The sequence below is a fragment of the Vibrio sp. V23_P3S9T160 genome, assembly GCF_963886625.1.
GTDB lineage: Bacteria > Pseudomonadota > Gammaproteobacteria > Enterobacterales > Vibrionaceae > Vibrio > Vibrio anguillarum.
Window position 1 is genome coordinate 55,388 of the sequence record NZ_CAWPDB010000116.1, and the last position, 16,518, is coordinate 71,905.

The window sequence follows — 16,518 nt, forward strand, 5'->3', positions numbered from 1 at the left end:
AATGAAAAAATGGGCTACTCTATTAGCTGGTAGTGCATGTGCGCTTTCTTTGTTCTCTGGAGCAGTAACAGCGGACGAAAACAAGGAACTAGTATTCATGAACTGGGGGCCGTACATTAACAGTGGTCTTCTGGAGCAGTTTACTAAAGAGACCGGCATCAAAGTGATTTATTCAACTTATGAGTCGAATGAAACTTTGTATGCAAAGCTAAAAACACACAACCAAGGTTATGATCTTGTTGTTCCATCCACCTACTTCGTTTCTAAAATGCGCGATGAAGGTATGTTACAAAAGATTGATAAGTCTAAATTAAGCAACTTTAAAAACCTTGATAACAACTATTTGAATAAACCTTACGATCCAAATAATGATTATTCAATTCCACATGTGGTTGCTATCACTGGGCTTGCGGTTAATACCGATATGTACGATCCCAATGATTTCCAAAGCTGGGGTGACCTATGGAACCCAGAGTTGAAAGGCCAGCTAATGTTGATGGATGATACTCGTGAGGTATTCCACATTGCCCTTCGTAAGTTAGGTTACTCAGGTAACACTACGGACGAAAAGCAAATTGATGAGGCCTACGCTGAGCTGCAAAAACTAATGCCTAATGTATTGGTATTTAACTCAGATAACCCTGCCGCTCCTTACCTCTCTGGTGAAGTTGGCTTAGGTATGCTGTGGAATGGCTCTGCAGCAGCGGCGCAAAAAGAAGGCTTGCCAATTAAGCTTGTTTTCCCTAAAGAAGGCGGTATCGGTTGGGTTGACAACTTTGCTATCAGTTCTGGTGCCAAAAACGTAGAAGCCGCACATAAGATGATCGACTTCTTGCTACGTCCAGAAATTGCAGAACAAATTTCTCGCGACACGGGTTATTTAACCGGCGTGAAAGCGTCTAATGAGAAATTTAAAGACAGCCCTGCTCTTTTCCCATCTCAAGATGATTTAGATCGTGTTGAATGGCAATCTGCCGTTGGTGAAAAAACCGTGCAGTATGAAGATTACTTTATGAAGTTAAAAGCGGGTCAATAATTCCGCAAAAAGTATGAAATAGGCAGCACTAGCTGCCTATTTTCGTTAAAACTGGTATACTTTGCACTTTCGTATCACGCACCCTTGCCTAGTTAAGCTTTGGCACCGACTAAAATGGAAACGTAATGAAAAGCACACTGTATGCTGGCGCTATTTGCGCAGCAACTCTATTCACTACGCCTGCAATGGCTGCAGATCAAGAGCTTTATTTTTACAACTGGTCTGAATATATCCCCCACGACGTTCTCGAAGATTTCACCAAAGAGACAGGAATTAAAGTCATTTACTCAACCTATGAGTCTAATGAAAGCATGTATGCCAAGTTAAAGACTCAAGGTTCCGGTTACGATCTTGTCGTGCCATCCACCTACTTTGTTTCTAAAATGCGTAAAGAAGGCATGCTGCAGGAGATTGACCACGCTAAGCTTTCTCATTTTGCTGATCTTGATTCTAACTATCTCAATAAATCGTTCGACCCAAACAACAAATTTTCTATCCCTTATATCTGGGGCGCAACGGGGATTGGTATTAATACCGATATGCTTGATAAATCACTGATCAAACACTGGGGCGACTTATGGGATGCCAAGTGGGAAGGTCAGTTGATGATGATGGACGATGCTCGTGAGGTGTTCCATATTGCACTGAGTAAGCTTGGTTACTCACCTAATACGACGGATCCTGACGAAATTAAAGCGGCCTATGAAGAGCTTAAAAAACTGATTCCAAACGTGTTAGTGTTCAACTCCGACTTTCCGGCAAACCCTTTTTTAGCGGGTGAAGTTTCTTTAGGTATGTTATGGAATGGCTCGGCGTATATGGCCCGCCAAGAAGGCGCTTCAATTGACATTATTTGGCCAGAAAAAGGCGCGATTTTCTGGATGGATAGCATATCCATTCCGGCTGGGGCCAAAAACGTTGATGCGGCTCATAAGATGATTGATTTCTTATTGCGTCCTGAGAATGCAGCAAAAATCGCATTAGAAATTGGTTACCCAACTCCCGTTAAAACAGCCTATTCACTGTTACCCAAATCTTTCGCCAATGATCCTAATATCTTCCCTCCACAATCTGTGATGGACAGCGGGTTTTGGCAAGATGAGGTGGGAGAAGCGAATGTGTTGTACGACGAATACTTCCAGAAGCTCAAAGTAAATAATTGATCATATTCAATGTTTAGATAACACGCCTACTCTAGGCGTGTTTCTTTTTTGGCATTTCTAACCCTAATATCTCTTCCACTAACCGCGGAACTTCAATACTGGCTTTACCGTAACGTTTTTCCTCAAACTCACTTTCAACGGCACTCGGTTCTAAGTTGATCTCAATGGTGTGTGCGCCATGCATTCTGGCATCATGAACAAAGCCTGCAGCAGGATAAACAACGCCCGATGTACCGATAGAGATAAAAAGATCAGCCGTCTCGAGTGCTGAATAAATATCGCCCATGCGCAGTGGCATTTCGCCAAACCAAACAATATGAGGTCGCATTTGAGCTGGTATTTGACAGCAATGACAAAGCTCTCCGCTCAGAATGTCGTCTTTATGCTCTATTACTTGGTTAGAAACGCTGCAGCGTGCTTTAAGCAGCTCACCGTGCATATGAATCACCTGTTTGCTACCACCCCGCTCATGAAGGTTATCAATATTCTGCGTAATAATCGTTACGTTTCCCTCTAGCTCTTGCTCTAATTTACCAAGCGCGATGTGGGCGGCATTAGGTTGTATTGATTCAGATTGGAGTTTTCGACGACGCTGATTATAGAAATCCTGTACGAGATCGGGATCACGTGCGAAACCTTCAGGGGTCGCGACATCCTCTATTTTATGGTTTTCCCATAACCCATCTTGAGCACGAAATGTTTTGATGCCTGATTCCGCTGAAATGCCTGCCCCCGTGAGGATCACGATATTCTTGTAAGGGAAATTCATACTATGTCCTTATTGCACGCTTTTTTGCTAGCTTAGCACCGATGCAATAACAACAGTAGTTTTGAGGGTTAGACCATAGTATAAAATGGCCATTGATTGCTTATTTTCTGTGACATAAACCGAGCTATGAAATAGACCGAAATACCCCGCGACTTCGGTCTATATGTAATCAATCTTCGTTAATGGCGGAGATTTTATGAATAGCCAAATCCGCGCCGTTAAATTCGTCTTCTTCAGATAAACGCAATCCAGTAAATACATTGAGAGAGCCATAAACGATTGCGGCGCCCAATACTGCCACTGAAATACCCAATAAGGTTCCTAGTAGTTGAACGGCGAGGCTGACACCACCTAGGCCGCCGAGTGATGATTGGCCAAAAATACCCGCGGCAATCCCACCCCATGCACCACAAACACCATGTAATGGCCATACACCTAATACATCGTCTATTCTCGTTCGGTTTTGTAGTTGAGTGAACAACCAAACAAATAAAACACCCGCTACCACTCCCGTCACTAAGGCACCCAGTGGGTGCATCAAGTCCGATCCTGCACACACCGCGACTAATCCCGCTAGAGGACCATTGTGGATAAAGCCAGGGTCATTTTTTCCGACAATTAACGCTGCTAAAATACCACCAGTCATGGCCATTAAAGAGTTCATCGCGACTAATCCACTAATTCCATTTAATGTTTGCGCTGACATGACGTTAAAACCAAACCAGCCCACACAAAGGATCCACGCGCCCAGTGCTAGGAACGGAATGTTGGATGGAGCAAAGTTGGTGTGCTTTCCTGCACGTACTCTTCCCTTACGCATTCCTAGAAACATGACAGCGATAAGTGCAATCCATCCGCCGACTGCATGCACGACCACAGAGCCAGCGAAATCGTGAAAAGCAGCACCGAATTGAGCTTCAAACCAGCTTTGCACGCCATAATTGCCATTCCAAATCATTCCCTCAAACAGCGGATAAACAAACCCGACGGTGAAAAAAGTAGCAATGAGAATCGGGTAAAACCGAGCGCGCTCGGCAATGCCTCCAGAAACGATAGCAGGAATAGCGGCGGCAAACGTCAATAGAAAAAAGAACTTAACTAGATGATAGCCGTTCCCTTGGGCAAGGGTTTGTGCATCAGTAAAGAAATGAGCGCCGTAGGCTATCCAGTAACCGATAAAAAAATAGGCGATTGTAGAAATACCGAAATCGGCAAGAATTTTTACCAGCGCGTTCACTTGGTTCTTTTTACGCACAGTCCCCACCTCAAGAAAGGCAAATCCGGCGTGCATTAAAAACACCATGATTGCACCGAGCAGCAAAAATAGCGTATCAGAACTTTGAGTCAGGGCTTGTACGGCACCTTGAACCTGACTTACGGTTTGAGTCATCTTAGTGATTCTCCATTGAAATGTTGCGCACCAATCCTGTGCTACTTGATTATTTTCTCACCAATATAGTGAGTTGTTGGTATTGAACAGCCTTAAAGCAAAATACATTCCAAAATAAACAAATGAATCAATAACTTTTCAATATCAAATAACTTATTGAAATAGAGTGAATTATATAAATATCAAGGGAGTTGTTGCATGATGGAAGAATAAACGCATTCATAAGAAGCGCACCAAATTGGAACGTGCGCTCCATTTTAATGCACTCTATTTTTTTGGCTCGTTCCAGATTGCAGGCATTAAAAAGGCCTCCCGCAGGAAGCCTTTTCTTAAGAGTAAACTGTGGATTAGTTTACGCCACGAGATTTCAAGAATTCAGCATAACTGCCTTTGAAATCGGTCAGTTTGTTATCACGGATTTCAATGATGCGCGTTGCCAGTGAGTCCACAAATACGCGGTCGTGAGATACGAAGAACAGAGTCCCTTTGTAGTTCTCCAACGCCGTGTTGAGCGATTCGATCGATTCCATGTCCATGTGGTTGGTTGGCTCATCCATCAACAGCATGTTTGGCTTATGCATCATTAGTTTACCAAGCAACATACGACCTTGTTCACCACCAGAGATGACCTTAACGGATTTCTTGATGTCATCTTGGCCAAACAACATGCGCCCTAAGAAGCTGCGGATCACTTGCTCGTCATCCCCTTCTTGACGCCATTGGCTCATCCAGTCAAACAGGTTCATATCTTCGGCAAAATCGTGCGCGTGATCTTGAGCGTAGTAACCAATGTTTGCGTTTTCAGACCATTTATAGCTGCCGCTACGAGGCTCAAGTACACCCGCTAAGGTGTTAAGCAGAGTCGTTTTACCGACGCCGTTTTCACCAATGATCGCTACGCGTTCACCCACTTCAAAAATGGCGTTGAAGTTACTGAACAGATCGTTTTCAAAACCTTGGCTAAGGTTTTCAACTTCTAACGCGTTACGGAACAACTCTTTCGATTGTTCAAAACGAATGAAAGGGTTTTGGCGGCTAGACGCTTTAACTTCGTCCAATTGGATCTTGTCAATCTGCTTAGCTCGTGACGTCGCTTGCTTCGCTTTAGATGCGTTCGCAGAAAAGCGTGCAACGAAAGTTTGCAGTTCAGCAATCTGTGCTTTCTTCTTGGCATTATCAGAGAGCAGACGAGCACGCGCTTGCGATGCCGCTGTCATGTACTCGTCATAGTTACCCGCGTAAAGACGTAGTTCACCATAATCCAAGTCAGCCATATGTGTACATACGCTGTTTAAGAAGTGACGGTCGTGCGAGATGATGATCATGGTGCAGTTACGTTGGTTTAGCGTATCTTCTAGCCAGCGAATGGTATCCATATCCAAGTTGTTGGTTGGTTCGTCAAGCAGCATGATGTGTGGTTCAGCAAACAAAACTTGCGCCAATAGCACACGCAGTTTCCAACCTGGTGCCACTTCGCTCATCAAACCAAAGTGCTGTTCAAGAGGAATGCCCACTGCAAGCAACAATTCACCGGCTTTAGACTCGGCCATGTAGCCGTCCATTTCCGCGAATTCAGTTTCGAGATCCGCAACCTTCATGCCATCTTCTTCGGTCATTTCAGGCAGAGAATAGATACGGTCACGTTCTTGTTTAACTTTCCACAACTCTTTGTGGCCCATGATTACCGTGTCGATAACCGTGAACTCTTCGTAAGCGAATTGATCCTGATTCAGTTTCGCCACGCGTTCGTTAGGATCATAGCTAACGTTACCACTCGAAGGTTCAAGCTCTCCGCTTAGAATCTTCATAAATGTTGACTTACCACAACCGTTAGCGCCAATCAGGCCATAGCGATTACCTTCGCCAAACTTAACGGAAATGTTTTCAAACAGAGGCTTTGCGCCAAATTGTTGAGTGATATTCGCGGTGGAGATCAAAACCAGTACCTTAATAAATGTGAATTGTATAAAAAACTGCGCAACGTTACTTGTTCAAGGCTCGAACTGCAAGCGATGTTTTTGTTTCACTGCCCTCGTAGTGCGAGTAACTCGCTCATTTAATGCCTACCTGCCACTGATCATAAGTTTCGAGAGAGCAATCACATCCCCTGCGCTGGTTTTTGATACATCTGCGACTATCACTGCAAACCTATAGGATACCCGTATGATTTCAGTTGCTTTGGTGGATGACCACCTCATGGTTCGCTCTGGTTTTGCACAACTGTTATCGGTTGAACCAGACATTCATGTCCACAGTGAGTATGGTAGCGCGCGCGAAGCATTTCGTGCGCTGGTGAACGCTTCTATCGATGTGGCAGTTATCGACATTTCAATGCCCGATGAAAGTGGGCTTGTGTTGTTAGAGAAACTGCGCCGCGCTCAGCCGGACTTTAAAGCCATCATTCTCTCTATTTATGATTCAGCGTCCTTTGTCAGTAAAGCGCTAGAAGCTGGCGCTTGTGGTTATTTATCAAAACGTTGTGGGCCTGGAGAGTTAGTGAGCGCCATTCGTACCGTAGCTAATGGTGATCGCTATTTGTGTGCCGATGCCTTAATTAACCTAAGCAATGCTTCAGGTACGCCATCTGTCCTTGAAGGGTTAACTAAACGCGAAAGAGAGGTGTTTGATCACCTGATTTTAGGCAAAGACGTCAAAGAGATTGGTTACGATTTATCAATTAGCCACAAAACGATTCACGTGCATCGGGCAAATATTTTAAGCAAGCTGGGGCTTACCAACAATGTGGATCTCATCCGCTTTGCTATTACTCACCAACTGTTGGTTAACGAGACGTTATAGAAGCGACTATGCATTTTCATCATCGATTTTCTGAAGCTTTACCTCGGTTGTCTCTCTCCTCTGGCTTTAGCTATGCATTTGCATGCGTTTTGTATTCAATTGGTTGGTTTTGTTTATGGAACATCAGCCGCTACTTAACTCCTGATTTATTGCTGGCTGGTCTGTTTTTGCCCACAGGCTTAAAGCTGGCCACACTCGCTCTTGCACCACGTCGTTTTTGGCTTGGGATCACTTTATGCGAAATGGCTATAGTGGCGTTGCTCGGGCATGTGTTGGCTATCGCTGCTCATGAATATCTATTACTACTGTTTGCATTGATCGCTTATTGGCTGGCGATTGCCTTTCAATCTCTCTGGACATCACTGCACGTTTATTGGAAAAAACTGTTGGCGCTTACCGGGTTGACGGTCGTTTACGGCATCTTATGTGGAAGCTCGGTTTTGCTGTTGGTCAAACCGCTCAACCTCGAACTGCATTACGTGGCACAAGCGACCGTTTCAGCTCTGACCGGCGGTATACTGCTCACTCCGTTCTTATTTCTCCTGTACGATTATCTACATCAGCAGATCTGGAGACCACTGTCACCCGATCTTATTCATCAGGACGTAACACTTCGCCCCTCTGCGTTGCTGTGGTGTTTGCTTTTTTTTAGTGGCGGATTGATCGCGGAGTTAACCTTGCTAGAGCAGCTCAAACCGATCGCCCTGCTCATTTTCCTGCTTCCCAATATTTTTATGGCTTATAAATACGGTTGGCAAGGCGGCGTATTGGCTAGCCTAATGAACAGTATTTTGCTTGCTACGGCACGGCAAATGACAGATTCATTTGAATCCGATATTGAACTACAAAGTTTTATCGCGACGCAGGCTTTTGTTGGTTTAGGGCTTGGTATTGCGATTAGCCGTCAATATTTCTTGGCGCAACGCTTAGCTAAAATTAACCAAAAGCTGGCAATCGAACTCGCGAACAAACAGCAACTGGCTCGGCAATTGGTCAAGGTTGAAGAGCAAATCCGAAAATCAGTTGCACGCGAACTGCATGATGAAATTGGCCAAAATATCACCGCGATACAGATCCAATCCATGCTCGCTAGTCGCTTGGCACAAAATGAAAAACAAACCAACATCGCTGAGACGATCAACACGATCGCGCTACGAATTCACTCATCGACACGTCAATTATTAACCGAGCTTCGCCCTCATGCGCTTGATGAATTGGGGCTTGAGAGCGCAATTCGGCAGCTTGCAAGTGAAATGAAATTTGCGGAACGACACGTTGATTTTCGTCTGAATTTCGGAATTTTTGCAGAGCGTTTAGATGAAATTACGGCCGTTACACTGTATCGAATTATTCAAGAGCTGCTTAATAACGTGTGCAAACATGCACAAGCATCAGCCGTGCAATTAAGCCTTGTTCCCGGTGACATGTTCAGTGTCGAGCTGCGTGATAATGGCATTGGTTTAGCTTCCGATTGGCGCAGCAAAGGCCAAGGCTTACTCGGCATCGAAGAACGCGTCAGCGCACTGGGTGGCACATTTTTAATTGAATCGCAGCGTAGCCAAATACCGCTTGGGACGCGCATAACTGTTAACTTGCCCACAAAACCGCTCACAATATCACCAAACTAGGAAAATTTCCTAGTCACTTATAACTTTGTCTCATTCATTTGGTGAATCACTCCGATACCATCTCTTAGCACTAGGGAGAAACAAAGCATGCTGGGTTTTCTGATTTCAAAACCGACATCAGCACCTATAGAACCACAGGATATTGATGCAACCTATCGTTACTGGCGCTTGCATTTAATGTTATCGATGTACGTCGGCTATGGGGTGTTTTATTTCACACGCAAAAGTCTCAATTTTGCCATGCCTGCGATGCTCACTGATCTCGGGCTTGAACATTCCGATGTTGGTCTGCTTGGTACGCTCTTTTACATGACTTACGGTTTGTCAAAGTTTGTTTCTGGCATGGTCAGCGACCAATCAAAACCGAGTTACTTCATGGGTTTGGGGCTGGTTGCAACGGGCGTAGTTAATGTGCTGTTTGGTTTGAGCTCTTCCCTAGCCGCATTTACCGTGCTTTGGACATTGAACGCTTTTTTCCAAGGTTGGGGATGGCCGCCGTGCGCTAAATTGCTCACTACTTGGTATTCCCGATCTGAACGTGGGTTTTGGTGGTCTATCTGGAACACTTGCCACAATTTAAGTGGTGCACTCATTCCGATCAGCATTGGTTTTATCGCTGTGACTTTTGGTTGGCGGTACGGATTTATTGCACCGGGTTGCTTGGCGATCATCGTTGGTTTAGTGCTCTGCTTTCGCATGCAAGATAAGCCCACAACGTTAGGGTTACCCCCAGTGGGTGAGTGGCGTAACGATGAATTAGAAAAGCGCCATGAGTCTGAAGGTAAAGGGCTGCCATTTCGCCAAATTTTACGTCGTTACGTTCTAGGGAATAAGTACATTTGGCTGTTATGTAGCTCCTATCTACTGGTGTATGTGGTGCGTATCGCGCTAAATGATTGGGGTAATTTATACCTCACTGAACGGCATGGTTATGAGCTTTTTTCGGCCAACGCTGCCGTATCGATGTTTGAAGTCGGAGGATTTTTAGGATCGCTATTTGGTGGTTGGGGCTCGGACAAATTTTTTAAAGGCAATCGAGCGCCGATGAACTTGATTTTTGCGCTAGGCATTTTCATTTCAGTGGCCGCGTTATGGCTAACACCGATTGACAACCTTGTGGTGTTGTCGGGCTGCTTCTTTTCCATCGGATTTTTTATTTTTGGTCCGCAAATGATGATAGGAATGGCCGCCGCTGAATGTTCGCACAAGGATGCGGCTGGAACCGCGACCGGTTTTGTCGGCTTATTTGGCTATCTTGGTGCAGCGTTAGCCAGTTACCCATTGGCTGTCATTATTGAACAATTTAGTTGGGAAGGATTTTTCAGTGTCATTACCCTCTCAGCCGCACTGATTGGATTACTGATTTTGCCCTTTTTAAAAGCGCAGCAGCGTGCAGGGAATGCCGTCACTATGTCATAACCTTTCCTCACGTTGTTTTCTGATTTCGCTGTGTCATGCAGCAAAAACGAAATCACAGGAATGTGATGAAACTTAACGCTGCCCTACGTCTACGTTAAGTAATGAAAATAACAAGAGGAAACAGACATGAAAGATAGATTACCTCGCAGTGTACTTGCTACCTGCATTCTCGGTGCTTCGCTTGCCGCGCCTCAAGCATTTGCTGAAGGCCGACTCGTGGTTTATTGCAGTGCCACTAACGCCATGTGCGAGACAGCGACTAAAGCCTTTTCTGATAAATATGACGTAAAAACCTCTTTTGTTCGCAATGGATCTGGCAGCACGCTGGCCAAAATCGAAGCAGAGAAGAAGAACCCACGCGCGGATGTTTGGTATGGCGGCACGTTGGATCCTCAATCACAGGCGGGTGAAATGGATCTCTTACACGCTTACCAATCCCCGCAGCTTGAATTCATTATGGATGGATTTAAAGATCCAGCGAAACGCAAAGGGAACTACTCTTCGGCCGTTTATATGGGTATTTTAGGTTTTGGGGTGAACACTCAACGTTTGGCTGAAAAAGGATTACCGATCCCGCGCTGCTGGAATGATTTAACCAAACCTGAATACAAAGGAGAGATTCAAATCTCTGACCCACAAAGTTCGGGGACTGCCTACACCGCATTAGCCACCTTCATTCAACTTTGGGATGAAGATAAAGCCTTTGATTATTTCAAAGCACTCGACAAAAACGTCTCTCAATACACCAAATCAGGTGTTACCCCTTCACGTAACTCAGCGCGTGGTGAAATTGCGATTGGTATTGGTTTTTTGCATGACTACTCACTCGAACAATCGAAAGGAGCACCGCTGGAGCTGATTTCGCCTTGTGAAGGTACAGGTTATGAAATTGGTGGTGTGAGCATTATCAAAGGGTCGCGTAACCTTGATAACGCGAAACGGTTTGTTGACTGGGTCATGTCAAAAGAAGGACAAGAGCTGGCATGGAAAGAAGGTCAATCTTTCCAAATTTTAACTAACACTCAAGCGGAACAATCCCCCAACGCCCTCGACCCTAAAAAGTTAACCTTGATCGATTATGACATGGATACCTATGGATCTTCTGATGAACGTAAGAGATTGATTAATAAGTGGGTTAATGTCGTAAAAATGGGTGAATAGCCAACGCACTCCCTTATCTTAGCCTCGATGGGCAGTGCCTACTGCCCTTTTTATAAAGCCAATGCAAGGCTTATCACTGTGTGGCTACAAATAACTTTGGTACAGAAAAATGAATGAATTTACAGCAGGCACTGCACCACATCGGCCGCTAAAAACCTCGCATAGGGACCCGATTTTTTATTGGATCCTGACGTTATTGTGTGCGTTTGTGCTGTTGCCCTCTTTTGCACTTGATTACGGAGTGTTTGATTCAACATCGCAAGAGTTTTATGCCGCTATGGGTTGGAGCCGTGCCAATATTTCTTGGTTATGGTTTGCGCTTCCGGGTGTACTTCTCATTCGCCCTTGCTATGCAGGTAATAAGTACGCCAAACACCGTCACTATTTTGATATCGGTTATTCAGCGGCATGCATGTTTTTCGTGTTGGTCAGCTCTTGGTATACCCAGCAAGGTTTAGGTTATTCAACCATTGCACTATTTATTGCCTTAAGTGCTGTCATGACATTGGCATTGGCTCGTCTTGAGTTTTTGGGCGGTGACAGCTTCGTGATTGGTGCTCTGATCTCGATTATTCTCTTGATCACGATTTTTATTATCTTTCCGAGTATCGCCATCTTTGTACCGATGTTCCAAGATGAAATGGGGAACTTTGTTGCGTGGCAATTCATTGAAATTTTGAGCCGAGCGCAGATCATACAAATTGTTTGGAACTCCGTACTGCTTGGCGTATCTGTGGGTATAGGTGCCACTTTCTTTGGTTTGATCTTTGCTATCTATACCACACGCATTGCCACTCGCTCCGCTTTCATTGCGCGAATTTTTTCTATTCTTCCCATTGTGACTCCCCCTTTTGTCGTTGGGCTTGGGGTGACTTTAATGCTTGGGCGCTCCGGTTATATCACCGAACTCATGGTGGATTGGTTTGGGTTACAACAGACAAACTGGCTGTATGGTTTTACAGGCATTTGGATGGCACAAGTACTCGCCTTTGCTCCTATGTCATTCATGATTTTAGATGGCGCGATGAAATCCCTACATCCATCACTGGAAGAGGCGTCCTACACACTTCGAGCCAATCGTTATCAAACTTTTTTTAAAATTGTCATGCCATTGCTCAAACCTGCTTTGGCCAATAGTTTCTTAATCATCTTTGTCCAATCACTGGCCGACTTCAGTAACCCGCTTGTACTTGGGGGCAGTTTCGATGTGTTAGCCACTCAGATTTACTTCTACATCGCAGGAGCTCAATTAGATTACGCTTCCGCCAGCACACTTGGGGCCGTCTTGTTGCTATTTTCATTGGCGATCTTTGTTGTCCAATATCTGTGGATAGGAAAGCGTTCATACGTCACCATTTCCGGCAAATCATATCGTGGCGATGTGCAAGCGCTGCCTACCTTACTTAAACATACGGTTTCGGCACTGCTCTATTTTTGGATGGCATTTAACATCTTGCTTTATGGCAGCATCATCTTCGGCAGCTTCACCGTGAACTGGGGTGTGGATTACAGCTTAACGCTTAAAAACTATATTCATCTGTTTGGCATGGGAATGAGTGAAGGTGCTTGGCCATCACTCATCACGACGATGATTTATGCCGGCGTTGCAGCGCCATTGACCGCCTTCTTTGGTCTGTTGATTGCGTATATCGTTGTCCGTCAGCAATTTTACGGTAAGAAAGTGATTGAGTTTGCAACCATGCTTTGCTTCGCCGTTCCGGGCACGGTTGCGGGGGTATCTTACATTCTTGCATTTAATGATGCGCCTATTTACCTCACCGGTACCGCAGCCATTGTTGTGATTTCCATGGTGATGCGTAACGTGCCAGTAGGTATTCGCGCAGGTATTGCAGGGCTAGGCCAACTTGATAAATCGCTCGATGAAGCGTCACTCAGTTTGCGGGCTAACTCCTTTAAAACCATTACTCATATTCTGTTGCCGTTATTACGACCAGCAATTCTCTCAACACTGATTTACAGCTTTGTTCGAGCAATGACGACCGTCAGCGCCATTATTTTCTTGGTGACGCCAGAAACACGGGTGGCAACGTCTTACATCCTGAATCGTGTAGAAGATGGTGAGTATGGAGTTGCGATCGCATATGGCTCTATTTTGATTGTTGTGATGTTGGCTATTATTTTAATTTTTGATTTTATCGTTGGTGAGGCACGTGTTTCTCGTTCTAAAGCCAATAACCAAGAATAACCATTGGAGATATCACCATGGAAAATGAAAACTTTGTTGTTTTAAAGAATGTCTGCAAGCGTTTTGGCGATAAAACCGTCATTGGTAATTTGGATTTAGAAATCAAAAAAGGCAGCCTTGTAACACTGCTCGGCCCTTCAGGATGTGGAAAAACGACCGTGCTGCGTTTGGTCGCAGGGCTCGAAAAACCAACCAGCGGCCAAATTTTTATTGATGGTGAAGACGTCACGAGTACCTCCATCCAGCAACGTGACATCTGCATGGTGTTTCAATCTTACGCTCTGTTTCCTCACCTTTCCTTACATGACAACGTAGGTTACGGCCTAAGAATGATTGGCTTGAGTAAAGATGAAGTAAAACAGCGAGTGGATGAAGCCTTGAAATTAGTAGATTTAGAAGGCTTTGGAGAACGTTACGTTGACCAAATTTCAGGAGGTCAGCAACAGCGAGTAGCGCTCGCTCGCGCGTTGGTGCTTAAGCCTAAGGTATTGCTATTCGATGAGCCGCTCAGTAACTTGGACGCCAATTTAAGACGCAGCATGCGTGAAACTATTCGAGAGTTGCAACAGCGTTTTAATATCACCTCTTTGTATGTGACGCACGATCAGGCGGAGGCCTTTGCCGTTTCTGATACTGTGATTGTGATGAAAGATGGCGACATCATGCAGCAGGGGTCACCAACTCAACTGTATAAGCACCCAACCTCGATGTTCATGGCCAACTTCATGGGCGAAGCCAATATTTTTGAGGGTCAATATGATGGTGAATATTTGATCATCAATGGCTATAAGATCCCCGCTAATGATGACAGTGTCACGGCTTTGCCTGCGGGAAATTATCAAATTGGTGTTCGACCAGAAGCTATTTTGCTCTGCGCGGACGGTGATGCCTGCCAACAGTGTCAAATTACCAGTATTGCTTACATGGGGTCGATGTATAAAGTGTTGGTTAAATGGCACAACAAAGAGCTGTTACTGCAACTCAACTCGTCACAATTTGACCCCAGTTACGCTGATCATGCTTATCTGACGATCAACCCCGTGGGGTTATTCCTACTACCTGAAGATGCATAATACTGCCTAACTTGACCAAACGCCTCCAAACTAATGGAGGCGTTTGTGTCTTAGTGAGAGCAATGAAAAGCTTAACGAGAGCAATGAAAAAGATCCACCCGCACAAGTGAGATTGGTTATAATCATCAGCCAGTTAGCACCAAGGCATGAGTTGGGTTATCATCCTTACCTTGGTTTGTCGCCACTAAAAATGGGCGAGTGATGCTCAATCAATGAGTTTAACTTGTCTGTACGGCGCTCTTCTCATCGCACAATTAAGAGACATTTCATGTTACTTCCCACACAAACAAGTTGGGTTATTTTAGCGGGTGGGCAAGCCAGCCGTATGGGTGGACAAGACAAAGGGCTGATTGAACTCAATGGCCAACCTTTGATTCAACATGTCATGAATAAGCTTAAGCCGCAATCTACTAGCCTGACGATTAACGCTAATCGTAACCATGCACAGTATCGTCAGTTTGCGCCTGTCATTTCCGATACCATGGCTGATTATCCCGGTCCACTCGCTGGAATTCAGGCAGGGTTAACCCATGCACAAACCGATTGGGTTGGATTTGTCCCTTGCGATTGCCCGTTGATCAATGACGATCTTGTTGCGCGTTTTTGCCATGCGGTTCAAGACTCGCATGATATTTTAGTCGCCCATGATGGTCACTTCGCTCAACCCGTATTCACCCTTATTCACCAACGTGTGCTGCCAACACTGACTGCATTTTTAGAACGTGGCGAGAGAAAAATCACCCGTCTTTATCAAGAATGCCACACAGATTACGTTGACTTTAGCGACTCGCCAAACTGCTTTTTGAACCTCAACACGCCTCAAGATCTGGCACAATTTGGAACTTTGACATCATGAAATATCAAGCGCCTTCATGCCCTTTGCTTGGCTTTGCGGCCTACTCTGGCACAGGAAAAACAACCTTGCTTGAAGCCTTGTTGCCCAAGTTAAGGGCAGCAGGCCTAACATTAGGCGTACTTAAGCACGCGCACCACGATTTTGATATTGATAAACCAGGTAAAGATAGCCATCGGCTGCGTAAAGCGGGGGCAAGCCAGATGTTAGTTGCATCGCGCTATCGTCATGCCATGATGACTGAGACGCCAGAAGCCGAACCCGATTTCGAATATCTTTTGTCTCGCTTTGATTGCGATAAACTCGACGTAATTTTAGTTGAAGGGTGTAAAAACCTCACCTTTCCAAAAATTGAATTGCACCGTGCTGAAGTAGGTAAACCTTGGCTATATCCAAATGATGAAAATATCATCGCTATCGCCGCGGATGAAGTTGTGAAAAGTGCTTTACCACAGATGAACATCAATGATCTCGATGCAATAGCGGCGTTTGTCATTGAATATGTACAGCGTTGTAAATGAAATATCCTGCGCTATTTCGGTGGTGAAAGCGTGACAATTATCCCACTTAAAGGCAAAATCTAGCTCATTAGATGTTGGTTAGTCATGTTTCAGCGCTGCCAACGCCCCCATTTTCAATTGGTTGATAGTAAGCGATCAGCCTTTGTTTATTTTCCCGAAATTGGGAATGACGATTTTAGAGAGATGATCATGGCTCGCACCATTTTGTACACTTACAAAAATGAAGATAAAACGCTGACTTTTTCTTACGAAAAGCATCACAACATTCAAGAAGCAGTAGCCGAAGCAGAAGGTATTGATATTACTGATTTTTTAAAAATGGAACAGCAGCTGGAAATGATTTCTGACGCAAAAGCGGTACGCAATTACCGCGATAACCACTTTAAAAAGTTAGGTTTTAGCAAGCTAATACTGCAACAAAAAGAAAACGTAGGTGTGGGTAAAAAAGGCGCTAACACTCAATAACCAGAACTTAGGTTAATCAGGTCAAAGAGTTAACT

13 protein-coding genes and 1 pseudogene are annotated in these 16,518 nt (G+C 44.8%); 11 read left to right on the forward strand and 3 right to left on the reverse strand.

The features are described from left to right. The first annotated feature begins 1 nt into the window (after position 1). Together AACU59_RS08295 and AACU59_RS08300 are read left to right on the forward strand one after the other, a co-directional pair. Positions 2 to 1,036 carry an extracellular solute-binding protein gene (locus AACU59_RS08295; protein ID WP_029388221.1) on the forward strand — a complete coding sequence of 345 codons (1,035 nt, stop codon included), beginning with the start codon at positions 2 to 4 and terminating at the stop codon, positions 1,034 to 1,036. 125 nt (positions 1,037 to 1,161) lie between these two features. Continuing rightward, positions 1,162 to 2,199, forward strand: a complete 1,038-nt coding sequence (locus tag AACU59_RS08300; protein WP_094145882.1) for an extracellular solute-binding protein — start codon at positions 1,162 to 1,164, stop codon at positions 2,197 to 2,199. Between the two features lie 31 nt (positions 2,200 to 2,230). On the opposite strand, the gene cobB is transcribed toward AACU59_RS08300, so the two are convergent. The 3 genes from cobB to AACU59_RS08315 all read right to left on the reverse strand — a co-directional run bounded on the left by cobB (position 2,231) and on the right by AACU59_RS08315 (position 6,295). Continuing rightward, complete coding sequence (gene cobB / locus AACU59_RS08305) at positions 2,231 to 2,968, reverse strand: Sir2 family NAD+-dependent deacetylase (protein WP_013856880.1); 738 nt, start codon at positions 2,966 to 2,968, stop codon at positions 2,231 to 2,233. 169 nt (positions 2,969 to 3,137) lie between these two features. Further along, entirely contained in the window at positions 3,138 to 4,358 is a 1,221-nt protein-coding gene (locus AACU59_RS08310) for an ammonium transporter (protein WP_094145881.1), read from the reverse strand. Positions 4,359 to 4,705: 347 nt separating this feature from the next. Next, positions 4,706 to 6,295 carry an ABC-F family ATPase gene (locus tag AACU59_RS08315; RefSeq protein ID WP_094144765.1) on the reverse strand — a complete coding sequence of 530 codons (1,590 nt, stop codon included), beginning with the start codon at positions 6,293 to 6,295 and terminating at the stop codon, positions 4,706 to 4,708. A 226-nt stretch (positions 6,296 to 6,521) separates the two neighbouring features. Between AACU59_RS08315 and AACU59_RS08320 the strand changes: the two genes are divergently transcribed. The 9 genes and pseudogenes from AACU59_RS08320 to AACU59_RS08360 all read left to right on the forward strand — a co-directional run bounded on the left by AACU59_RS08320 (position 6,522) and on the right by AACU59_RS08360 (position 16,483). Beyond that, a complete protein-coding gene (locus AACU59_RS08320; RefSeq protein WP_013856877.1) occupies positions 6,522 to 7,157 on the forward strand; it encodes a response regulator in 636 nt (211 codons plus the stop codon). Positions 7,158 to 7,165: 8 nt separating this feature from the next. After that, on the forward strand, positions 7,166 to 8,785 hold the full coding sequence (locus AACU59_RS08325; RefSeq protein WP_094144764.1) for an MASE1 domain-containing sensor histidine kinase: 1,620 nt from the start codon (positions 7,166 to 7,168) through the stop codon (positions 8,783 to 8,785). A gap of 87 nt (positions 8,786 to 8,872) precedes the next feature. Then, entirely contained in the window at positions 8,873 to 10,204 is a 1,332-nt protein-coding gene (gene uhpC, locus AACU59_RS08330; RefSeq protein WP_094144763.1) for an MFS transporter family glucose-6-phosphate receptor UhpC, read from the forward strand. Positions 10,205 to 10,330: 126 nt separating this feature from the next. Next, entirely contained in the window at positions 10,331 to 11,365 is a 1,035-nt protein-coding gene (locus tag AACU59_RS08335; RefSeq protein WP_013856874.1) for an ABC transporter substrate-binding protein, read from the forward strand. 109 nt (positions 11,366 to 11,474) lie between these two features. After that, on the forward strand, positions 11,475 to 13,571 hold the full coding sequence (locus AACU59_RS08340) for an ABC transporter permease (protein WP_026027999.1): 2,097 nt from the start codon (positions 11,475 to 11,477) through the stop codon (positions 13,569 to 13,571). Positions 13,572 to 13,588: 17 nt separating this feature from the next. Then, on the forward strand, positions 13,589 to 14,644 hold the full coding sequence (gene fbpC, locus AACU59_RS08345; RefSeq protein WP_094144762.1) for a ferric ABC transporter ATP-binding protein: 1,056 nt from the start codon (positions 13,589 to 13,591) through the stop codon (positions 14,642 to 14,644). Between the two features lie 268 nt (positions 14,645 to 14,912). Next, the gene (gene mobA, locus AACU59_RS08350; protein ID WP_047689442.1) at positions 14,913 to 15,500 is read left to right on the forward strand and encodes a molybdenum cofactor guanylyltransferase MobA; all 588 of its coding nucleotides are present in this window, start codon (positions 14,913 to 14,915) and stop codon (positions 15,498 to 15,500) included. Next, positions 15,497 to 16,009, forward strand: a pseudogene (gene mobB, locus AACU59_RS08355) (molybdopterin-guanine dinucleotide biosynthesis protein B); the annotation flags it as partial. The gene mobA and the pseudogene mobB, both read left to right, overlap by 4 nt. A 198-nt stretch (positions 16,010 to 16,207) precedes the next feature. Continuing rightward, positions 16,208 to 16,483: a DUF2960 domain-containing protein gene (locus AACU59_RS08360; protein ID WP_161437549.1), complete on the forward strand. Its 276-nt coding sequence runs from the start codon at positions 16,208 to 16,210 to the stop codon at positions 16,481 to 16,483. The last annotated feature ends 35 nt before the right edge of the window (positions 16,484 to 16,518 follow it).

Excerpts from the sequence above, each read along its gene's own strand:
- AACU59_RS08295 (WP_029388221.1), top strand. The coding sequence starts at position 2 with ATGAAAAAATGGGCTACTCTATTAGCTGGTAGTGCATGTGCGCTTTCT.
- AACU59_RS08300 (WP_094145882.1), top strand. The coding sequence starts at position 1,162 with ATGAAAAGCACACTGTATGCTGGCGCTATTTGCGCAGCAACTCTATTC.
- cobB (WP_013856880.1), bottom strand. The coding sequence starts at position 2,968 with ATGAATTTCCCTTACAAGAATATCGTGATCCTCACGGGGGCAGGCATT.
- AACU59_RS08310 (WP_094145881.1), bottom strand. The coding sequence starts at position 4,358 with ATGACTCAAACCGTAAGTCAGGTTCAAGGTGCCGTACAAGCCCTGACT.
- AACU59_RS08320 (WP_013856877.1), top strand. The coding sequence starts at position 6,522 with ATGATTTCAGTTGCTTTGGTGGATGACCACCTCATGGTTCGCTCTGGT.
- AACU59_RS08325 (WP_094144764.1), top strand. The coding sequence starts at position 7,166 with ATGCATTTTCATCATCGATTTTCTGAAGCTTTACCTCGGTTGTCTCTC.
- uhpC (WP_094144763.1), top strand. The coding sequence starts at position 8,873 with ATGCTGGGTTTTCTGATTTCAAAACCGACATCAGCACCTATAGAACCA.
- AACU59_RS08335 (WP_013856874.1), top strand. The coding sequence starts at position 10,331 with ATGAAAGATAGATTACCTCGCAGTGTACTTGCTACCTGCATTCTCGGT.
- AACU59_RS08340 (WP_026027999.1), top strand. The coding sequence starts at position 11,475 with ATGAATGAATTTACAGCAGGCACTGCACCACATCGGCCGCTAAAAACC.
- fbpC (WP_094144762.1), top strand. The coding sequence starts at position 13,589 with ATGGAAAATGAAAACTTTGTTGTTTTAAAGAATGTCTGCAAGCGTTTT.
- mobA (WP_047689442.1), top strand. The coding sequence starts at position 14,913 with ATGTTACTTCCCACACAAACAAGTTGGGTTATTTTAGCGGGTGGGCAA.
- AACU59_RS08360 (WP_161437549.1), top strand. The coding sequence starts at position 16,208 with ATGGCTCGCACCATTTTGTACACTTACAAAAATGAAGATAAAACGCTG.